This window comes from Tamlana sedimenti, assembly GCF_038148895.1.
In the GTDB taxonomy this organism is placed as follows: Bacteria; Bacteroidota; Bacteroidia; order Flavobacteriales; family Flavobacteriaceae; genus Tamlana.
The window spans coordinates 329,373-349,423 of record NZ_JBBVGQ010000001.1; the positions used below are offsets into that span (position 1 = coordinate 329,373).

The 20,051-nt window shown below is 37.7% G+C and carries 13 protein-coding genes and 2 tRNA genes; 2 read left to right on the forward strand and 13 right to left on the reverse strand.

All coding sequences use genetic code 11. The features are described 5' to 3' along the window. Positions 1 to 27: 27 nt before the first annotated feature. A complete protein-coding gene (gene gldJ / locus WJN01_RS01460; protein ID WP_445195382.1) occupies positions 28 to 1,722 on the forward strand; it encodes a gliding motility lipoprotein GldJ in 1,695 nt (564 codons plus the stop codon). 88 nt (positions 1,723 to 1,810) lie between these two features. Beyond that, complete coding sequence (locus tag WJN01_RS01465; protein WP_445195383.1) at positions 1,811 to 3,094, forward strand: UDP-N-acetylmuramoyl-tripeptide--D-alanyl-D-alanine ligase; 1,284 nt, start codon at positions 1,811 to 1,813, stop codon at positions 3,092 to 3,094. Between the two features lie 50 nt (positions 3,095 to 3,144). On the opposite strand, the gene WJN01_RS01470 is transcribed toward WJN01_RS01465, so the two are convergent. The 13 genes from WJN01_RS01470 to WJN01_RS01530 all read right to left on the reverse strand — a co-directional run bounded on the left by WJN01_RS01470 (position 3,145) and on the right by WJN01_RS01530 (position 19,939). Next, positions 3,145 to 9,168 (reverse strand): BspA family leucine-rich repeat surface protein, encoded by a 6,024-nt coding sequence (locus WJN01_RS01470; protein ID WP_445195384.1) that lies wholly within the window; start codon positions 9,166 to 9,168, stop codon positions 3,145 to 3,147. A 243-nt stretch (positions 9,169 to 9,411) separates the two neighbouring features. Further along, complete coding sequence (locus WJN01_RS01475; RefSeq protein WP_445195385.1) at positions 9,412 to 10,992, reverse strand: hypothetical protein; 1,581 nt, start codon at positions 10,990 to 10,992, stop codon at positions 9,412 to 9,414. A 30-nt stretch (positions 10,993 to 11,022) separates the two neighbouring features. Next, a complete protein-coding gene (locus WJN01_RS01480; RefSeq protein WP_445195386.1) occupies positions 11,023 to 11,754 on the reverse strand; it encodes a DUF8740 domain-containing protein in 732 nt (243 codons plus the stop codon). Between the two features lie 6 nt (positions 11,755 to 11,760). After that, entirely contained in the window at positions 11,761 to 12,243 is a 483-nt protein-coding gene (locus WJN01_RS01485; protein WP_445195387.1) for a T9SS type A sorting domain-containing protein, read from the reverse strand. Positions 12,244 to 12,791: 548 nt separating this feature from the next. Then, a complete protein-coding gene (locus WJN01_RS01490) occupies positions 12,792 to 13,562 on the reverse strand; it encodes a LuxR C-terminal-related transcriptional regulator (RefSeq protein WP_445195388.1) in 771 nt (256 codons plus the stop codon). A gap of 83 nt (positions 13,563 to 13,645) precedes the next feature. Continuing rightward, positions 13,646 to 13,720, reverse strand: a tRNA-Val gene (locus WJN01_RS01495). Positions 13,721 to 13,793: 73 nt separating this feature from the next. Further along, positions 13,794 to 13,868, reverse strand: a tRNA-Val gene (locus WJN01_RS01500). 61 nt (positions 13,869 to 13,929) lie between these two features. After that, the gene (locus tag WJN01_RS01505; protein ID WP_445195389.1) at positions 13,930 to 15,147 is read right to left on the reverse strand and encodes a bifunctional folylpolyglutamate synthase/dihydrofolate synthase; all 1,218 of its coding nucleotides are present in this window, start codon (positions 15,145 to 15,147) and stop codon (positions 13,930 to 13,932) included. Positions 15,148 to 15,152: 5 nt separating this feature from the next. After that, positions 15,153 to 16,007, reverse strand: a complete 855-nt coding sequence (locus WJN01_RS01510; protein ID WP_445195390.1) for an energy transducer TonB — start codon at positions 16,005 to 16,007, stop codon at positions 15,153 to 15,155. A gap of 45 nt (positions 16,008 to 16,052) precedes the next feature. Then, positions 16,053 to 16,445 (reverse strand): ExbD/TolR family protein, encoded by a 393-nt coding sequence (locus WJN01_RS01515; protein ID WP_445195391.1) that lies wholly within the window; start codon positions 16,443 to 16,445, stop codon positions 16,053 to 16,055. A gap of 1 nt (position 16,446) precedes the next feature. After that, on the reverse strand, positions 16,447 to 17,148 hold the full coding sequence (locus WJN01_RS01520; RefSeq protein WP_445195392.1) for a MotA/TolQ/ExbB proton channel family protein: 702 nt from the start codon (positions 17,146 to 17,148) through the stop codon (positions 16,447 to 16,449). A 152-nt stretch (positions 17,149 to 17,300) separates the two neighbouring features. Continuing rightward, the gene (nhaD, locus tag WJN01_RS01525) at positions 17,301 to 18,701 is read right to left on the reverse strand and encodes a sodium:proton antiporter NhaD (RefSeq protein WP_445195393.1); all 1,401 of its coding nucleotides are present in this window, start codon (positions 18,699 to 18,701) and stop codon (positions 17,301 to 17,303) included. Positions 18,702 to 18,712: 11 nt separating this feature from the next. Next, complete coding sequence (locus tag WJN01_RS01530; protein WP_445195394.1) at positions 18,713 to 19,939, reverse strand: Glu/Leu/Phe/Val dehydrogenase dimerization domain-containing protein; 1,227 nt, start codon at positions 19,937 to 19,939, stop codon at positions 18,713 to 18,715. Positions 19,940 to 20,051 lie beyond the last annotated feature (112 nt).

A 20,051-nucleotide genomic window follows, 5' to 3' on the forward strand; every position in this document is an offset into this window, starting at 1 on the left:
CCAAAATTTATTAGCTTACTTAAAAGTATGGATATGAAAAACGTAGTAGCATTAAAGTTTCTATTAGTTTTAGCGCTAATAGTTTCTACAACTAGTTGCAAGAAATCTTCAAGTTCTAAGAACAGCTCCAGAGCTACTGGATGGCAAATCAATTCCAGAGAAGGCGGATTTCAATACAATACCGATTTCAAAGAACAAGAAACTTCCCCAGGTTTAGTTTTTATTGAAGGCGGTACATTTACTAAAGGACGTGTTCAAGACGACGTTATGCATGATTGGAACAATAGCCCTAATCAGCAGCACGTTCAGTCTTTTTATATGGATGAAACTGAGGTTACCAATGCCATGTACATGGAATACTTAGATTGGATTAAACGTGTTTATCCACCTTCTGAAGATAATTTTAGAGCCATTTACCAAGGGGCCTTACCAGACACTTTAGTTTGGAGAAATCGTTTAGGGTTCAACGAAGTTATGACAGACAACTACTTACGTCACCCAGGTTATGGAGAATACCCCGTAGTTGGTGTAAGTTGGATTCAAGCGGTTGAATTTGCAAACTGGCGTTCAGACCGTGTTAATGAGTACAATTTGGAAAAAGCTGGTTATTTAAAACGAGATGCCAAAGTTACTGATGTAGATGCTGAACAAACTTTCAGTACTGACACTTACATTAACGCTCCGTCATTAACCTATGGTGGCAATGAAGAAATTACAAGACCAGATGGTCGTGGAAGACGAAATGTAAGAGTTGACGCTGATGGTAACGAAACTGGAATTTATGCTACTCGTGAGACTGGAATTATTTCACCCAAGTATAGGCTACCAACTGAAACTGAGTGGGAATACGCAGCTTTAGGTTTAAGTGAAATTAGAAGCTACAACTTATATCGTGGACGTAAAAAATACCCTTGGGATGGACAATATACCCGTAACGGTTCTAGAAAATACCGTGGCGACCAATTAGCTAACTTTAAGCAAGGTAAAGGTGATTACGGCGGAATCGCAGGTTGGTCTGATGATGGCGCAGATATCACAAATGCCGTTAAATCTTATGAGCCAAACGATTATGGTTTGTACGACATGGCAGGAAACGTTGCCGAATGGGTTGCTGACGTTTACAGACCTATTGTAGATGACGAGTTTAACGACTTTAACTACTACCGTGGTAACGTTTATACTAAAAACGCAGTTAATGAAGACGGCACCGTAAAAGTTGTTACTGTTGATGATATTGTATATGATACTTTATCGAATGGTAAAGTTGTTGCTAGAAACTTACCTGGTGAAATTTTACAGGTTCCTGTTGACATAAACGAAACTTATTTAAGAACAAACTTTGATAAGAGCAATGAAATAAACTTTAGAGACGGAGATAAACGTTCATCTCGTCACTACGAAAGTTTTAACGATGACGAGGAAAATGAAGAAGGTGAAGCTTCTCAAACCAGAAAGATGTACAACTCACCAAAACACAGTATTACAAGAGATTCTCTTGGAAATATTGTAAGAGAGTACGATAAAGCGAATGATAGATCTTCTCTAATCAACGATGAGGTTAGAGTTTATAAAGGTGGTTCTTGGAAAGATAGAGAATATTGGTTAGACCCAGCTCAAAGACGCTACTTCCCACAAGATATGGCAACAGACTATATTGGATTTAGATGTGCTATGTCTCGTGTAGGCTCAAAAAGCAAATCAAAAACCAAAAAGAAAAACTAAACCTTAGTTTTAAAATAATTTAAAAAAGTCCTGGCCTAAAGTCAGGACTTTTTTAATACATTTAGTTTTTAATCAAAAAAATTGTCATTTGGAACTAAAAACCTTACACAGCCTTTTCTTAAAATGCAATGCTGTTTGCACCGATACAAGGAAACTTCAAAAAAATGATATGTTCTTTGGTCTAAAAGGCGAAAACTTTAATGGTAATGAATATGCTGAAAAAGCACTTGAAATGGGCGCAGATTATGCCATAGTTGATGAAGCAGCTTACAATACTTCATCCAAAACCATTTTGGTTGATGATGTTCTAAAAACACTTCAAGAATTGGCTTCATTCCATAGAGAATACTTAAACGTTCCTATAATTGCCTTAACAGGCAGTAATGGAAAAACCACAACAAAAGAACTCATAAACGCCGTTCTTTCCCAAAAATATGAAACAACGGCCACCATTGGCAATTTGAATAACCATATTGGTGTTCCTTTAACCCTTTTATCCATGACCAACAAAACAGAAATAGGAATTGTTGAAATGGGTGCCAATCATTTAAAGGAAATTACGTTTTTATGTAATATTGCGAAACCCGACTATGGTTATATCACAAACTTTGGCAAGGCCCATTTAGAAGGTTTTGGCGGTGTTGAAGGCGTGATTAAAGGAAAGAGTGAAATGTATGACCACCTCATTGCGCATAACAAAACCATCATCATTAACACAAATGATGCTATTCAAGTTGAAAAAACCAAAAATGCCAAAACATTTTCATTTGGAAAGAGCAATCAAACCTCAGATGTAAACATTGAATTTGTTGCTGCCCTGCCCCTTGTAAGATGTAGTTATAATGGACTGGAAATAAAAAGCCAACTTATAGGTGACTATAATTTCAATAACATTTCAGCAGCCATTGCTATAGGTAACTATTTTAAGGTTGAAGACAACCTTATAAAAACGGCCATTGAAAGTTATACCTCTTCCAATAACCGCTCTCAGATTATTCAAAAAGGTTCGACCAAAATTATTTTGGACGCCTACAATGCTAATCCTACCAGCATGAATGCCGCCCTTTTGAATTTTGAACAACAAACAGGAAAAAAAATAGCTATTTTGGGAGATATGTTTGAACTAGGCAAAGAAGCCAAACAAGAGCACCAAAATATTGCAGATTTGGCAACCTCAATGGGAATTGACGAAATTATTTTTGTGGGTGAAAATTTTTATCAGGCCATAGTCTCTTCTAAAAAAGCCAAACAATACAAGTCGTTTTCTGAATTTGAATCTAATTTCGATTTGTCAAATATTGAGAACGCCACGCTTTTAATTAAGGGCTCGCGTGGCATGGCTTTGGAAAGGACATTAGAACTGTTAAACTAACTTTATAGCTTATTAAGTTTGGTCAAAGTACGTTGAAACAAAATTGATATTTATCTCACCAAACTAAAATGACCTTTCAACATCTTACCATCATAATATACAATTACATACCAATAATCGCTGTCAGGCATCAAACGGTTCTTGTAAGTTCCGTCCCAGCCTGATTCAGTATCTCTTATCTCCTTTAGAAGTTTACCGTAACGATCATATATATCTATATGACTGATAATTTTTAATCTATCTGGAACAACCCATGTATCATTATTACCATCATTATTTGGTGTAAAAAAACGTGGGGGAACTTGTTCCCTTTCAGTTACAAAACTATCAGAGCACCCATCAGCCATTTGTGTGTCATTATACGGTATTACATTAACATAAATTTCTGTATTATAAGGCAAGTCGTCTGAAAAATCAAAGCTTAGGGCATTGCCTAAATCTAATGCATCAACAATATCTGTTCCTTCAGGACTTGTTCCTACGGACAATATATACCCTGTGGCATTTGGCACGGATTGCCAAGACAAATCAGTATCAATGGGAACAGCTGTTTCATTTGGCGCAGGATTATTTATTGAAGTACACGGAAGCAATTCTATGACAATGAGTTCAAAATTTTCCTCAGAATCACATCCTGAACTGCCAATATCATAAATATAGAATGTTATAGGATAGCCTGAAAAATCAGTGAAATAAATTTTATCCCCCTGGTAGTATACCGTACCATTACCATTTGGTTCTGTATAATATGCTTCATTACCTGATAAATTTAACCCATCGATACTTGGGAATGTAAAACTGTTGATAACCGTTTGATTTTCTAAATCTAGTATCTGGGGTTCAGGAATTACGCCATCACAATTGTTATCCAACCCATCACAAAGCTCCGCAGCTCCTGGATAAACGGTGTTGTTGGCGTCATCGCAATCGGTATTATCTGTCACATATCCAACGGGAGGTGAACAAGCTTCGATTGGATTGGCGAAATCACCAAAACCATCGCCATCCAAATCCGCATAGTAGGTTGTGGTTACATCTTCATCAATTTGACCATCACAATCATTGTCCAAGCCATCGCAAATCTCGGGTGCATTAGGGTATACGGTTACATCGGCATCATCACAATCGGTATTATCAGTAACAGTCCCCGGTGGTTGCGTGCAGCTTTCCATGCCAGGGTCGTTAACATCTCCATACCCATCGCCATCTGCATCTGTATAATAGGTTGTGGTTACACCTTCATCAATGGTACCATCACAGTTATTATCAAGTCCATCACAAAGTTCAGGCGCTCCGGTGTAAACTGTTGCATTTGTATCATCACAATCACCTTGGCACTCTGAGAAACCATCGCCATCATTATCAATTTCATTGGGCGGAATTACTCCATCGCAGTCATTATCCAAGCCATCACATAGCTCTGGTGCCCCTGGATAAATGGTATTATCTGTATCATTGCAATCACCCTGACATTCTGAGAAACCATCACCATCATCATCAATCTCATTGGGCGGAATTATGCCATCACAATTGTTATCCAACCCATCACAAAGCTCCGCAGCTCCTGGATAAACGGTGTTGTTGGCGTCATCGCAATCGGTATTATCTGTCACATATCCAACGGGAGGTGAACAAGCTTCGATTGGATTGGCGAAATCACCAAAATCATCGCCATCCAAATCCGCATAGTAGGTTGTGGTTACGCCTTCGTCTATTTGTCCGTCGCCATTATTGTCTAAACCATCACATACTTCCACATCAATACAGTCGGCAACACCATCGCCATCGGTATCCGGAAAACCTTCATCTACAGCACCATCGCCATCATTATCCAATCCGTCACACTCTTCTGTATCCATACAATCTGCAATGCCATCACCATCAGTATCAGGAAAGCCTTCGTCTATTTGTCCGTCGCCATCATTATCCAACCCATCGCATTCTTCTGCATCAATACAATCCGCAATGCCATCACCATCCGTATCACTAAAACCTTCATCTATCTGGCCATCACAATTATTATCTATGCCATCACAAAGTTCTAGTACCCCTGGATTAATTGACGGGTTTGTATCATTACAATCGGTATTGTCCGAAACATAACCTGGTGGCGGTGTACAAGCCACAATACTATTACTGGAATCTCCATAGCCATCACTATCTACATCGGCATACCAAAGGGTACTGCAGGTTATAGTCAATAAAAAGTCCTGCTCATCGGCACAACCTGGATAGACTTCATCATAAATGTAAAGGGTTATTGGGTAACTTGGGAAGTCGGTTGCATTAATCAAATCACCTGCATTATACATGGTGTCTGTGCCACCAATTCCGGTATAATAAGCCTCGCTACCTGAAAGATTGGTACCATTAATAGCAGGTAGCGTATAACTGTCAACAGCCGTTTGATTAGCCAAGTCTATTATAGTAGCCCCAACATAGCCACCATCTGTAATAGACCAACCATCACTGGCTATCATATTAGCGCGGGCAGCTTCCCCAGCGCAGTATTGGCTAAAACCACCTCCGAAGGGCACACTAGGGTTAAGGTTTTGAGCATCCCAACCGATTAATAGGCTATCATAATTGGAAACTGAAAGTGTTGCTCCTAAAAACATGTTGTCTGCCGAGGTAAGATTGCCAACATTCCAATTGCCCAAATCTTGATCAAATGCCACAGCATCGCGAAACATGTTTCCCATATTTGTCACATTTACTACATTCCAATTTCCAATATCTGTATTAAAATTACTAGCTCCCCAAAACATTCCATACATAATTGTGACATTACTCACATTCCAGTTACCAATATCTTGATTGAAAACACTTGCAGCATTAAACATTCTAAACATAGTCTCAACATTTCCTACATCCCAATTACCAATATTTTGATTAAAAGCAGTAGCTGCACCGAACATTTGATGCATATCAGTAACGCTACTAACATCCCAGTTTCCAATATCCTGATTGAAAGCACTGGCTGCCAAAAACATAGTGCGCATATTGGTAACCGAACTTACATTCCAATTTCCAATATCCTGATTAAAAACACTGGCACCTTGAAACACACTATCCATATTGATAACCTTACTTACATCCCAATTTCCAATATTTTGATTAAAGGTGCTACAACCGTAGAATAAGCCGCCCATATTTGTTACATTGCTTACATTCCAACTGCTGATATCTTTGTTGAATAAAGCAGCGTTTAAAAAAAGACCGCCAGACATATCGATTACATTGCTTACGTCCCAATTCCAACTTCCTGTTCCTTGACCTAAGCTGTTACAACTGTTAAACATGGCATTCATACTTGTTACATTCCCAAGGTTTGGAACATCTGCAGCATTAATAATTAAATTAGTACAATCTTTAAATGCCTCTCGCATAGTGGTCCACTGGCTACAACCCCATTGGTCAATAGAAATTAATTTAAGAGCATCTATGGAATCACTTCCCATATCTATTTGATTAAGCTGCCCTGAAATAATGACCTGATAGTATCCAGAATTTACATACGTGTGTGTAGGCACGCCATCAGTGGTTACAATACCATCTCCCCAATCGATACTGGAAATAGTTCCACTAAGCGGAATACTAATTTCTTCATTAGCTGTAGTGGTTTGCCAAGTCGTAATAAAATCACATAAAGGGTCTGTTAAGGTCAACAAAAAGTCCTGCTCATCGGCACAACCAGGATAGGATTCATCATAAATATAAAGGGTGATAGGGTAACTCGGGAAATCGGCATAATTTATAACATCACCAATATTATAAATCGTACCATTCCCTCCGGGCAAGGTATAATAAGCTTCATTACCAGAGAGGTTAGTGCCCGTGATAGCAGGAAGCGTAAAGCTGTCCACTGCGGTTTGGTCTGCTAAATCAGTAATGGTGGCCCCGGCATAACCGCCATCGGCTATACTCCAGCCATCACTGGCTATCATATTGGCACGGGCAGCAGCTCCAGCACAATACTGGCTAAAACCTCCACTGAAAGGGACTCCAGGATTTAAATTTTGCGCATCCCAACCAATGAGTAAGCTATCATAATTAGCAATAGATAAGGTAACTCCCGTAAACATACTTCCAGCAGAAAGAAGACTGGTTACATCCCAAGATCCTAAATCTTGGTCAAAAGAAATAGCATTACTAAACATGCTCATCATATAGATAATGTTTCCAGTATTCCATCCGCCAATGTCCTGATTAAAAGCAGAAGCATAATAAAACATCCATTGCATAGTGGTCACACTACTTGTATCCCAAGCCCCAATATTTTGATTAAAAGTAGATGCAAAATAAAACATATTTGCCATGGTGGTTACATTACTAGTGACCCAAGCTCCTATATCCTGATTAAAGTTGGTGGCATTCCAAAACATAAAGGCCATATCAGTCACATTACTAGTGTCCCAAGTCCCAATATCCAGATTAAAATTTGAAGCTCCCGAAAACATAGAATTCATGGTAGTAGCTGTACCGGTATCCCAATTCCAATTACCTGTTCCTCCACCAAGAGAAGTACAGTCCAAAAACATTCTACTTATATCCGTTGCATTAGAAAGGTCTGGTGCATCTAGAGCATTTATTACTAAACTACTACAGGCTGTAAAAGCACCTTTCATAGTTGTCCATTGGCTACAGCCCCATTGCTCTACAGACAAAATATTAGGAGCACTCAAACCAACAGCAAAAAAGTCAATCTTGGTTAAAGCACCTGTAACTGTTATTTGATAGGTGCCTGGACTAGCATAAATATGTGAAGGTGTTTGTACACCATCTGTTGTTATGGTACCGTCACCCCAATCTACAGAGGTGATAGTCCCCCAAATAGGAACTTTAACAGTCTCATTAGTCACCGTGGTTTGCCAAGTGGTGATGAAGGGACTAGGTTCCTGGGGAGTGGAGTTGTTTAAGTATAAAGCAGTTACTTTGTTAGTGTAAGCAGCTCCAGTATTTCCTGTAATCAAGACATCTTGATCTCCGTCCCCATCTACATCGGCAAAAGTAAGATTACTATAAGTTACCCCTGTAAAAGGTAAACCAGTAATTTCGGTAAAATTCCCATGGCAATCACTAGAGTATAATGATGCTGAAGGTCCAGAAGTTTCAGTGCCTGTTGCGAGCACATCTAAATTTCCATCCCCATCTATATCTTCAAAGCCAACAGAACAACGGTATAACCCTGCCAAAACACTACTATTGGGTGATAAAGTAAATTGTCCCGAACCATCATTTTCATAAATATCTAAATGCAATCCGGCACTTGCTCCTGAAATTAGAATATCTAAATCACCGTCATTATCTACATCCCCAAAATCAATCGATCCCTCTTGAACCCCCGGTAGGTTTGATAGATAACTAAAATTCCCTGCTCCGTCATTACTATATAAATAGGCTATCTCTTGAGCAGAAGTTACCCCTGTTATTAGTAAATCCATGTCACTATCACCATCAATATCAGCAAATTTACAATCGCTGAAACGTACACCTGAAAACGGAGTACCCAAAACTTCGGTAAAGTTACCTGCCCCATCATTTGTGTAGAGTCTGGCCACTTCTACTAAACTTTGACTCCCAATAATTATTAAATCCAAATCATTATCTCCGTCAATATCTGCAAAATCACTGTTTCCAGTTGCAGTTCCTATAAAGGGTGTTCCTGCTACCAAAGTGAAGTTGCCTAACCCATCATTAGTATAGAGCTGGGCTATGTAGGTGTTAAGTACACTAAATCCTACTATAAGTACATCCAAATCCCCATCTGCATCTACATCGGCAAAATTTACAGAGCTTTGATATACCCCTAAAAATGGTGCTCCTGCATCTAAGGTAAAGTTACCAACTCCATCATTTAAATAGAGTTCAGCTATTCTAACCCCTGAATTGTTTGTGCCAGTAATTAATACATCTAAGTCCCCATCCCCATCTACATCAGCAAAGGCAGAATCGCCATGAGTGACGTCATCGAAAGGCACCGTGAGATCTTCTGTAAAGATAATTTGTGCTTTCAAAATACCTGAAAACAGCATAAAAAATAGCAACAGAGCTATATAGTAATTTCTTACCATGGGCAATCCCTCCTTGTAGATAGTTGTTGTTTATGTGCAGAGAAAAATCTTAAATGACATTTAGCCGCGTCCTTAAAACTATTAATAAGATTTACAATCATGTATATTTTTCGATAAAATACCTTTCTTGACGGTTTATTAATTTTATTGAGGGTTTTCAACAGTGTTGAATACAACAGATAACATGAAAGAACATTTAGATTAATTTAAACACTTCCAGCTTAAAAATGCACAACTTCATAATTAATTATCCACGGCAATATGATAAAAACCCTCATTTTTATGTGCTAGAATAAATTCCATATTAGCCACATCAAAAGCTGTTATTTCTTCTGGGGGGAATAAACCAAAATAAGAAGCACTAACGTCTGTTAGTCTATAAATAAAGTCATAACTGAATAAAAGAATCTTATTAGAAGTGGCGTTGGAGCCATACGCGGCACAATTCATGTTTGAATCACTTGTCTGCACCCCTTTTCCCGTCACTCCTACATCTCCTTGCCAGCTAGGTGAATCTGCTATTAAAGAATTATCAGCTTCATTAACCCTAAGTTCAGACATCCTGAAAAACCTTGGTATATCAAATCCAGTTTTTGGATCTGTTCCAATAACTTCTCTCCATTGTCTTGGATTGATGGAATCATCTTTATTAAACTGACTGATAGTAGTACAATCAGAACAATATGATGCATGGCTATAAACATGAGGCATACCTTCAATAATAGATTTAGAATAGACTATAGCCTCCTTTTTACCCTGAATCTCAGCGAGGTAAACATAAAATTGACCGATTTCATCAAACTGTGTACCACATTCAGAATAATCAGTATCGTCTGTCCTGAACGGGGTTAAGGTATAGGTGCCTTTATACCAAGCCAAAGGCTTAACATATGGGTGTGAAGATGCAAAAGCAGTACAGCCATTTTCATCTACAACCAAAACATAATATGTTTTATCATCTGGGGCAGTAATTGTATGGCCTATTAAGGTAGTTGCTTTGTCACCTGTTGACCAATAAAACGTATAATTACTAGAATTACCATTAGTAACTATAGCGGTAAGAACGTTTCCTGGGTCTACACCAATTATAACGTTAAAACTGTAATTCACACAAGGGTCTGCCACCTGCAACGGCGGTATGGGTGCGTTAGGGTTTGTATTGACTAAAGGAGGCTCTTCTGCCGATGCTGCCGTAGCGAACAATATGCCTGCCAGCACGCCCGCCAAAACTGTTGGCGCAATATAAATAGTAATTGCCGCCGCCGCAATACCAACCCCAATACCCAACCAACCCTTTATGGTATTCCAATTAACGCCCTGTGCAGATTGACTTTTGCCTAAAATGGGAATGGCATTAAAATTGTCTCCATCTATTTCAACTGCGGTGAAATGTTTTATGGATTCTTCGCCTGTTGACCAATTTCGTTCCTTTACTATTGAATTGGCTATTCCATATTGCGGATATGAAAAAACCTGAACCTCAGTATTCTTAACCCCATCTGTTTCAGAATATATTTCCGTAACACGGGATAAATCATCCAGCAAAATGTAGTAGGTAACTTTAGAATTAACTTGCCTATAGGCAAAGGAAGAAACACTTTCAATCTCTCCTAGGGCATCTGTTTTGCCATAAACAAAGGTAGTTGCATTATCTTCTGCTACAAAGGCCTCACTTACTAATCTATCTTCTTTATTTTCATTTATATACCTCGTTAACTTATCCTGAACCAATTGTCCGCTATCTTCACCTTTTCCTTCGTCTTTAGAACAGGCAAACAAAACAAGGCTTAACAAGACTAAAATTATTTTTTTGGTTGGTTTCATGACAATAATTTATTTATCCGCAATTATGGTTTAATTACTATTACTTCCATCAACAAAGCCATCAGTATAGCCATCATTGTATCCATTAGAATAGCCACCGCCGTAGGCAGCATTATAGCCATCGTTATAACCATCAATTTGACCATCGGTGTATCCATCAGAATAACCATCAGAATAAGCTGCATTATAGCCATCAGCAAACCCCTTATTATATGCCTCAGATGTTAATGACCCTAAATCTACAGAATAAGTTTGGCCTCCTTCTGTAATTTCCAACATAGAACCATTCAATTGAACATTTGTTATTTTTTCATTGGCAGGGTCGGCATCAGCATCATCAATAACTCCTGTTACCGCTTCAGCAGTTTTAGCATGCAAGGCATAAGGCACACTTAGTAACCGGCTAACCCCTGTTATCGTGTAGTTTACACCTCCTATAACCGAGGGGTCTGTTTCTGTTTTAATAAAATAAGGGCCTACACCCCAATTAATGGCAGAAAAATCATCAGATGTTATTCCTGCCCCAATTTCAACCGTAATTAACCCATTCCCATTGGTGCTAACTTGGTGCGTTTCTACAAATACTGCGGCTCCTGATGCGCTACCTTGCAAAATGCTTATTTGCATACCAACACCTTGATTAACCACCAATTCATTGCTTGCATTACGGATTATCGCTTGATAACTCATCATTTCTGGACTTTGGGCCCATAATATTAAAGTCATTAATAATGACGTTACAGTTGCACAAATTCGTTTCATTTTTGTCTATTTTTTAATTATTTTAAAAACCTTAATTTCTTTTTTACCTTCTATTACTTTTAGAAAATAAACAGCTTTAGGATAGCTCTCCATATTAATTATCGATTCCCTAACCCCATTAGCTTCAATAGTTTGGAGTAAACTTCCATTTACATTATAAATTTGATATTGTAAATTTTGATTTGTATAGTTTTCCACTTTTACAATTAAATTACTGCTGGTAGGATTAGGATAAGCTAGAAATTCAAGACTTATACCTTTTGCTTCTGCAACACTTAAAACAGTAGAAATCTCATAGGGTTGCTGAACACCTTCAGAGATCTTATTGCCATTTGTGCCAGTTTGTGAAGTATATAATATTTGCCCTACGGTATAATTGGAGCTTCCTCCAGTTCCAACACCTGTTCCTCCGCTAGTTAAAGTAGCTTGTTGGGCAAATACCCCAGTTGCAAAAAAGAAAAGCAATGCATTTAGCTTAAATGACTTCATTATCTTAAAAGTTTTATTGCCATTTAAACCTGATTTTTTAAATAGCAGATTATGCCGTTTAATATTTTTCTTAACCTTAAAAAATTTTACAAAAGTTAATTGACCAACAAGTACACCAGCTACAAAAAGTGATTTTATTGTAATTGGAAACTAGGTTAGGTAAAAAGTAAACTTGGAAAAAAATCAATCAGAGAGATAAGACTTAAATAAGTCACACAAGTAAATTCCAAACACACTTATTTAATTAAAAAGTGCCCGCCATATACAATATAACGGACACTTGTATCATTGGTCCCTCTCAAAGAACTAATTAATAGCATGATAAAATTGCAGATGAAATCCCAAAAAAACAATACTCAATTTGAGTATTTGAAGCTATTTTTTAATATTTTTCGTTGAAACGCCCTTTAAAAAGGACAAAAAAGCAGAAGAGATAGAACAAATATTCAGGAATCTTAAGAAACTACGCTCATTTTTATAAAGGTTATCTTCAATAAAACCCTAAATAACTAGGTTATTTTTGAATTGAATTGCAAAAAAGCTCTCTACTAAAAAATCATATTTTTTAGTTTTAACATACTTACAAGCTCTCCTGTTGAGGAGATATTGAGTTTTTTCAAGATGTTTCTTCTGTGTGTATCTACCGTATTTGAACTGATGTTTAATTTCTCAGCAATTTGTTTACTGGTATAATTTAATGCCAACAACCTAATGATATCGCGTTCTCTATTACTTATCCCATCAGCCAATAGTTTTTGTGAAAAATTATTGTAGTAAACGGTATCATACTCATCATGATCGTTTAAAAATTTTGCAGAAGCGCATACTGGCATCTCTAATGCTGCATTAATAACCGTATAATGTGCCAACCCGATTATTGGCTTTTCATCCATATCAAACTCTAAAGGCGTTGTGTTTTGGATAATATTAACGTATTTGTCTTTAGAATTTTTAAACCGATAGTTCCATGTGTAACTCATTCTTACCCTATCCTGTAAATCAATTTCAGCCAATGTAAAATTCATCAATTCATTCAAAGCTTTAAGCCACTGTTCTAAATCATCAGGGTGTATCCTACTCCAAAAATATTGCATGCCCTTTACCTCCAATTCACTCTTATCTAACCCTAAACACGTCTTAAAATTTTTACTGACATACTCAAAGGATAAGGCTTGGGTATTGGTGATGCAAAAAAACGTTGAACTGTAAGGAAGGAAGGCATCCAATTCAATTATTTTTTCAATATGTTTTTCTAAAGAAGGGCTATAATATGACTTGAATATTGCTTTGTAGGTAGTCTTAACTTTATCGTTAGTCATATGAACGAGAGATTTCGCTACTAAATGTAATAAAAAAACTTGCGAAAACGTGAATTAGTTTTAAAAACTTAATTCAAAACTAGTGGGTCATACTGGATTCGAACCAGTGACTTCTACCCTGTCAAGGTAACACTCTGAACCAACTGAGTTAATGACCCTATAAATGATTTAATAAATATATGATTTTTTAATCACAGGAAATAAAAAAGCTTCCATTTCTAGAAGCTTTTGTGGGCGCAGAGGGATTCGAACCCCCGACCCCTTGGGTGTAAACCAAGTGCTCTGAACCAACTGAGCTATGCGCCCTTAAATAGGTGTGCAAATATAAGCTAGTTTTTAAAATTGCAAAAACTTTTTCAATAAAAATTCAAATTATTTCTGCCACCACAAACGTACTGCCACCAACAAAAATAAAATCATCTTTTTTTGCATTTTCAATGGCTGAATTATATGCTTCGTTAACCGAACCATAAGCCTTACCAAGTAATCCATACTTTGAAAATCGCTCCTTTAGAACCACGGCATCCAATCCCCTCGGGATATCAGGTTTACAAAAATAGTAAGTAGCATCCTTTGGCAATAAATCCACTATTGAAGTTATATCTTTATCGTTAACGACCCCAAAAACCATATGAAGTTGTTCAAATTGCTCTTCATTAATTTGGTTTATGACATAGGTTAAACCCTCCTTGTTATGACCCGTATCACAAACGGCTTTGGGTTCTTTGCTTAATTTCTGCCATCGCCCCAATAAACCTGTGTTTTTAACCACATTGAGTAAACCTTCTTTTATGTTTTCCTTTGGAATATGAAATCCTTTCTGTTGAAGAACTTTAGTGGTTTGAACGACGGTCTTAATGTTTTTTGATTGATAACTACCAACCAAATCAGAGACATAGTTTTCGCTTATTTGCTCATCAGCAAACGTAATTTCAGCATGGTTCTTTTGTGCCAATTCCCTAAAAACCGTTTCCGTTTCCTTTTGCGTTTCCCCTATAACCACTGGTACATTAGGTTTAATTATACCGCCCTTTTCATAAGCGATTAGCTCTAAAGTGTCTCCCAAAAACTGTGTGTGGTCCAACCCAATATTGGTAATAACCGATACTTCGGGGTTGATGATATTTGTAGAATCCAATCGGCCACCCAAACCGACCTCAACAACGGCAATATCTACTTTTTCTCTTGAAAAATAATCGAAAGCCATGCCAACGGTCATTTCAAAAAATGATAATTGGTGCTTTTCAAAAAACGGTTTATTTCGCTTCATAAAACCGATAACGAATTGCTTACTAACCTCTTTTCCGTTAATTTTTATTCGTTCCCTAAAATCTTTTAGATGCGGTGATGTGTATAGCCCTACTTTATAACCTACGTCCTGTAAAATAGATGCTAGCATATGGCTGGTTGAACCTTTGCCATTTGTGCCTGCAACATGAATAGACTTAAAATCCATTTCAGGGAAACCAAGATGCTCCGATAATTTTAATGTGTTTGATAAGTCCTTTTTGAAAGCTGCGCTACCCTGGCGCTGATACATGGGAAGTTGAGCGAACATCCACTCCAATGTCTCTAAGTAAGTCATTGAATTTATTGACTTAATTGGAAATTAACACTAACAAACCCTATTTGGCGCGCCGGCGCATTTGAATCTGCCGGCCATTTATGTGATAAGGCAATCTTTTTAGCAGGTTCCAATAAACATTGCGCATTGTTTGTGGTTCCTTTTATTCCTGGTATGGCTTCAATTACATTGCCACTTTGATTAACCACGATTCTAACCACAACAAGTCCTGACTCATTACAATCTTGTTTGAATATGGACCTAGATGGCGTTCCTCTTCCACCCAGACCATAACCAACACCCCCACTACCTGTGCCTTGTCCACCAAAGTAACTCGGCGCATAAGGGTTGCCATCCAATTGGCCCTTATCGCCAGATTGATTATCGTTACCCTCGCTGCCTGCTTCGCTACCTTCAGATTTGCTTACACCACCTATTAAAGCATCCAGTTTCCTTTTCTTTTCCTCTTGTTCACGCTTTTCCTTGGCAATTCGTTCGGCCTCTGCTTTTGCCTGAGCTTCTGCAATAGCTTTAGCTTTGGCCTCGGCTTCTTTTTGTTTTTTAATGGCTATTTCTTCAGCATTGTCCGCGGTCAACACCTCCTCTTTAACTTCTGAGGTTTTGGCAGGCTCGGGTTCAGCCTTAGAAATGTCGGGTTGTGGAAGTTCATCAACCTTTCGAGGTTCGGACTTTACGGGTTTTAAAGGTTGTATGTTACCTCTTCCAAAATCTGAATTTCCAAAATTAACGGCAACACCATATTCCTCTGGTGGATCCATATATTTTGCACCAACAACAAATAAAAGCAACAAAATAATAAGCGTAATTAACGCCGTTAATTTAGCTGAATTTCGTTCATGTTTGGTTTCAAAAAATTTCATCTTAATTTTTGTAAAATGCTATAAATAAGTCGGCAAGGAAACATTTTAGTTTGGCTTTACGGCCAATATAACCTTGAATTTGTTTCTATTGGCAATGTCCATCACCTTAACCACATTTTCAACAGGCACTGATTTTTCAGCCCTTAACACAATAGTTGGCTTGTCTTCTGCCGATAGCAAGGCCAGCAATTCGTTCTCCAAAACGCTTTCACCAACCCTTTTTTGATCGATATAATAAGTTAAATCGCTTTTTATACTTACCGCCACCGATTTTTTATTTTCGGTCTTACCACTGGCTTTTGGTAAAATGATATCAATGGCATTGGTAGTCACCAAAGTAGAAGCAATCATAAAAAAGATAAGCAGCAGAAATACAATATCGGTCATTGAAGACATATTGAATTCTGGTGTAACCTTATTTCTTCCTCTAAAGTTCATATTATATTGGTTCGTTTAAGTGGTCTAAAAACTCAAGCGAATTAGCTTCCATTTGATACACAACCTTATCTGTTCTAACCACTAGGTGGTTGTAAGCTATATAGGCCACAATCCCTACAATAAGCCCCGCTACCGTTGTGGTCATGGCTGTATATAAACCTCCTGCTAAAACATCCATTTCTATGCTTCCTCCTGCATTGGCCAATTCAAATATGGCTAATATCATTCCAATTACCGTACCAAGAAATCCAATCATAGGTGCGGCTCCTGAAATTGTCGCTAGGATACTTACGTTTTTTTCAAGCCCATAAATTTCCAATCGCCCCGCATTTTCAATGGCTGTATTAATATCAGCAAGTGGTTTGCCAATTCTGGAAATGCCTTTCCCAATTAATCGAGATACCGGTGAGTTTACTTGTGCACAAAGCAATTGTGCTGAATCAATCTTACCATTGCTGACATAATCCTTGATTTGGTTCATGAAATTGGCATCAACATTTGATGCTGCTTTAATGGCAAAAATGCGTTCAAAATAAATGTAAATTGCTCCTACCAAAAGCAAAAACAGAACAGCAATTATAACTTGTCCTGCAACACCTCCACTACTTATTAATTCTATGATTGAGAGTGTTTTTTCAACAGATTCACCTTCTAGAGGCACTTCCGTACCTTCTTGTATGTTTTGTATTAATGTTATAAGCATATAATGTTATTAATTTATTCGCATCTGTATAACGCTTGATTTTTTGCTAAAGTATAATAAAAATCATTTTCAGTAATATTTACCCATATAAAAATGGAAAGATTGGTGAAAAACACCAATCTTTCCATTTTGAATATCGTTGAACCGTAAATTTAAAAGAGTGTTCTGGTTACCATAAATGCCGCAGCACCAACCAAGAAGCCTATTAAAGCCAGCCAGGCTATCTTTTTTAGATACCAGAAGAAATCGATTTTCTCCATACCCATAGCCACAACACCAGCGGCGGAGCCAATAATAAGCATACTTCCACCAGTACCCGCAGAATAGGCGATAAAATGCCAAAGCTCATTGTCCATAGGCTCATGAAACATACCCAAACTAGCTGCCACAAGAGGCACATTGTCGATTACCGCAGAACCAACCCCGAGCAATAGTACCACGATGTCTGAAACACCTTCGTGGCCTCCAGGGTGAATTTCTGTTCCCAGCATTGGCATATTTTCCTGCAATGAGGCGGCAAAACCAAATAGGATGCCCAAAGATTCCAATGCGGCAACGGCCATTAAAATACCCAAGAAAAATAAGATACTGGGTAATTCTATTTTGGACAATGAATAATGCACCGGGCTATGGTGCGCATGGGCATCGCTTTCCTCGGCATGAAATTCAGTCATGCTAAATTTTGAACTACTATAAATTTCAGCAAATGTAGCAACAACTCCCAACGACAACATCATACCAACATAAGGCGGTAAATGGGTTATCATTTTAAAAATGGGAACAAACACAATTGCGCCTAATCCTAAATAAAGCATGGTCGCACTAAACCTTGATTTCTTTTTCTCTTCAACCTCCTCAACGTCTAAGTCACCTTTAAAAGCCGGTAAAAACGAAGCAACAAACGTAGGTACTGCCATACATAAGAATGAAGGCACCAATAAATAACCAATTAAATGACCTGTAGACACTTTTTTACCAATCCAAAGCATGGTTGTGGTTACATCACCAATTGGAGACCAAGCACCACCAGCATTTGCTGCAATAATGATCAAGCCAGCATACCAAATGCGAACATCTCTTTCCTTAACAATTTTCTGAAGGATTGAAATAAGAACAATAGTTGCTGTAAGGTTATCTATTATAGCAGACAATATGAAAGCTAGAATAGCAAAAATCCAAAGGATTTTTGTTTTCTTTTTTGTCTTCACGAAGTCTTTTATGGTAGAAAAGCCATCAAAATAATCTATAATTTCAACAATGGTCATAGCTCCTAAAAGGAACACCAAAATCTCCGATGTTTTACCTAAATGGTGAAGCAGTGTTTCTTCCATAAGGTGCATCTTCTCATCTGCCCCTAAATCACCAAACCCTTCTAAAAGTGCATGGTTTCCAGAATCAAACCATTGTGGAAAGGTTTCAAGGCCCAAAGCAATTAACGCCCAACAGACAGCCATCATGACCAAGGCTGGTATTAATTTATCTATTCTTAAACTGTGCTCTAGGGTAATGCCCAAATAGCCTATTACAAATACCAAAATAATTGCTGATTCCATATGTTTTTGTGTTAGATGAGTTGTTTTAGTGCAATTTCAAAAGCTGTTGCACTAATCTCCGTTTTGGATTTATTTTTATTGTAAATTTTTTCTAATGCCTCCTTAATCCTATTGGATGTGTCGTTGAAAATTGCTTCGTCCGTCATCTGCACTTTGCGTTCCATAAAATAAGCAAAAACCCGAGCCATGCCACAGTTTGAAATAAAATCTGGTATCAAACTTACCTTGTAATCGGTATGTTCCATTATGGGTCCAAAGAATATTTCTTTATCGGAAAATGGCACATTGGCACCACAAGATATGACTTCTAAACCACTATCAATCATTTCGTCTATTTGATGAATGGTAACCAGTCGAGATGCAGCACAAGGTGCAAAAATTTCCGTTTTTAATGACCATATTTTTTTATTTATTTCCTCAAAAGGAATCAAATCTTCAGCAACTAGTGTATTTCCTTTTTTCGCAAGAAAAAGTTTTGAAATATCCTCAAAAGTAAAGCCTTCTTCGTTTATCAATCCACCAACAACATCAATAATGCCAACGATTTTAGCACCCATTTGGGACAGATAAAATGCAGCGGCTGCTCCAACATTTCCAAAACCCTGCACAACGGCTCGTTTATCTTTTATTGAGCCTCCATAAATATTGTAATACTGCCTGACAGCTTCTGCCACCCCAAAACCCGTTATCATATCGGCCACCGTGTATTTTCTCAAAACACTTGGTGAGTAATAAGGGTTTTCAATAACCTTAATGACACCTTGGCGCAACTGCCCTATTCGGTTTATTTTATCGGCTTCGGTAGGCTTGAAATAACCGTTAAAAACTCCTTCCTGAGGATGCCATACTCCACTTTCTTCAGTAATAGGTATTACCTCATGTATTTCATCAACATTTAAATCGCCGCCTGTACCATAATAGCTTTTAAGCAAGGGGGAAACGGCCATAAACCAACGTTCCAAAACCCCTTTCTTTCTGGGGTCTTTTGGGTCGAAATTAATACCAGACTTTGCTCCGCCTATTGGTGGACCTGAAACGGTAAATTTAATTTCCATGGTTTTTGCCAACGATAAAACCTCATTCATATCAAGGCCTTTACGCATCCTTGTACCACCACCGGCAGCACCACCACGCAATGAATTTATAACCACCCAACCCTCTGCTTCCGTCTCGGAATCTTTCCAATTAAAAACAATTTCGGGTGCTTTATTTTCATATTTTTTTAATAATTCTTTCATCTCTATTTGTAAAACTTGTTAACTGTTGCCTACTGTAAAAACTTCTTTGAAATTAAATTAAGCGTAGCTAAAGCTGATTCATTATTAGAGAAATTAAATTATTAATGTAACA

Excerpts from the sequence above, each read along its gene's own strand:
- gldJ (WP_445195382.1), top strand. The coding sequence starts at position 28 with ATGGATATGAAAAACGTAGTAGCATTAAAGTTTCTATTAGTTTTAGCG.
- WJN01_RS01470 (WP_445195384.1), bottom strand. The coding sequence starts at position 9,168 with ATGGTAAGAAATTACTATATAGCTCTGTTGCTATTTTTTATGCTGTTT.
- WJN01_RS01475 (WP_445195385.1), bottom strand. The coding sequence starts at position 10,992 with ATGAAACCAACCAAAAAAATAATTTTAGTCTTGTTAAGCCTTGTTTTG.
- WJN01_RS01480 (WP_445195386.1), bottom strand. The coding sequence starts at position 11,754 with ATGAAACGAATTTGTGCAACTGTAACGTCATTATTAATGACTTTAATA.
- WJN01_RS01485 (WP_445195387.1), bottom strand. The coding sequence starts at position 12,243 with ATGAAGTCATTTAAGCTAAATGCATTGCTTTTCTTTTTTGCAACTGGG.
- WJN01_RS01490 (WP_445195388.1), bottom strand. The coding sequence starts at position 13,562 with ATGACTAACGATAAAGTTAAGACTACCTACAAAGCAATATTCAAGTCA.
- WJN01_RS01505 (WP_445195389.1), bottom strand. The coding sequence starts at position 15,147 with ATGACTTACTTAGAGACATTGGAGTGGATGTTCGCTCAACTTCCCATG.
- WJN01_RS01510 (WP_445195390.1), bottom strand. The coding sequence starts at position 16,007 with ATGAAATTTTTTGAAACCAAACATGAACGAAATTCAGCTAAATTAACG.
- WJN01_RS01515 (WP_445195391.1), bottom strand. The coding sequence starts at position 16,445 with ATGAACTTTAGAGGAAGAAATAAGGTTACACCAGAATTCAATATGTCT.
- WJN01_RS01520 (WP_445195392.1), bottom strand. The coding sequence starts at position 17,148 with ATGCTTATAACATTAATACAAAACATACAAGAAGGTACGGAAGTGCCT.
- nhaD (WP_445195393.1), bottom strand. The coding sequence starts at position 18,701 with ATGGAATCAGCAATTATTTTGGTATTTGTAATAGGCTATTTGGGCATT.
- WJN01_RS01530 (WP_445195394.1), bottom strand. The coding sequence starts at position 19,939 with ATGAAAGAATTATTAAAAAAATATGAAAATAAAGCACCCGAAATTGTT.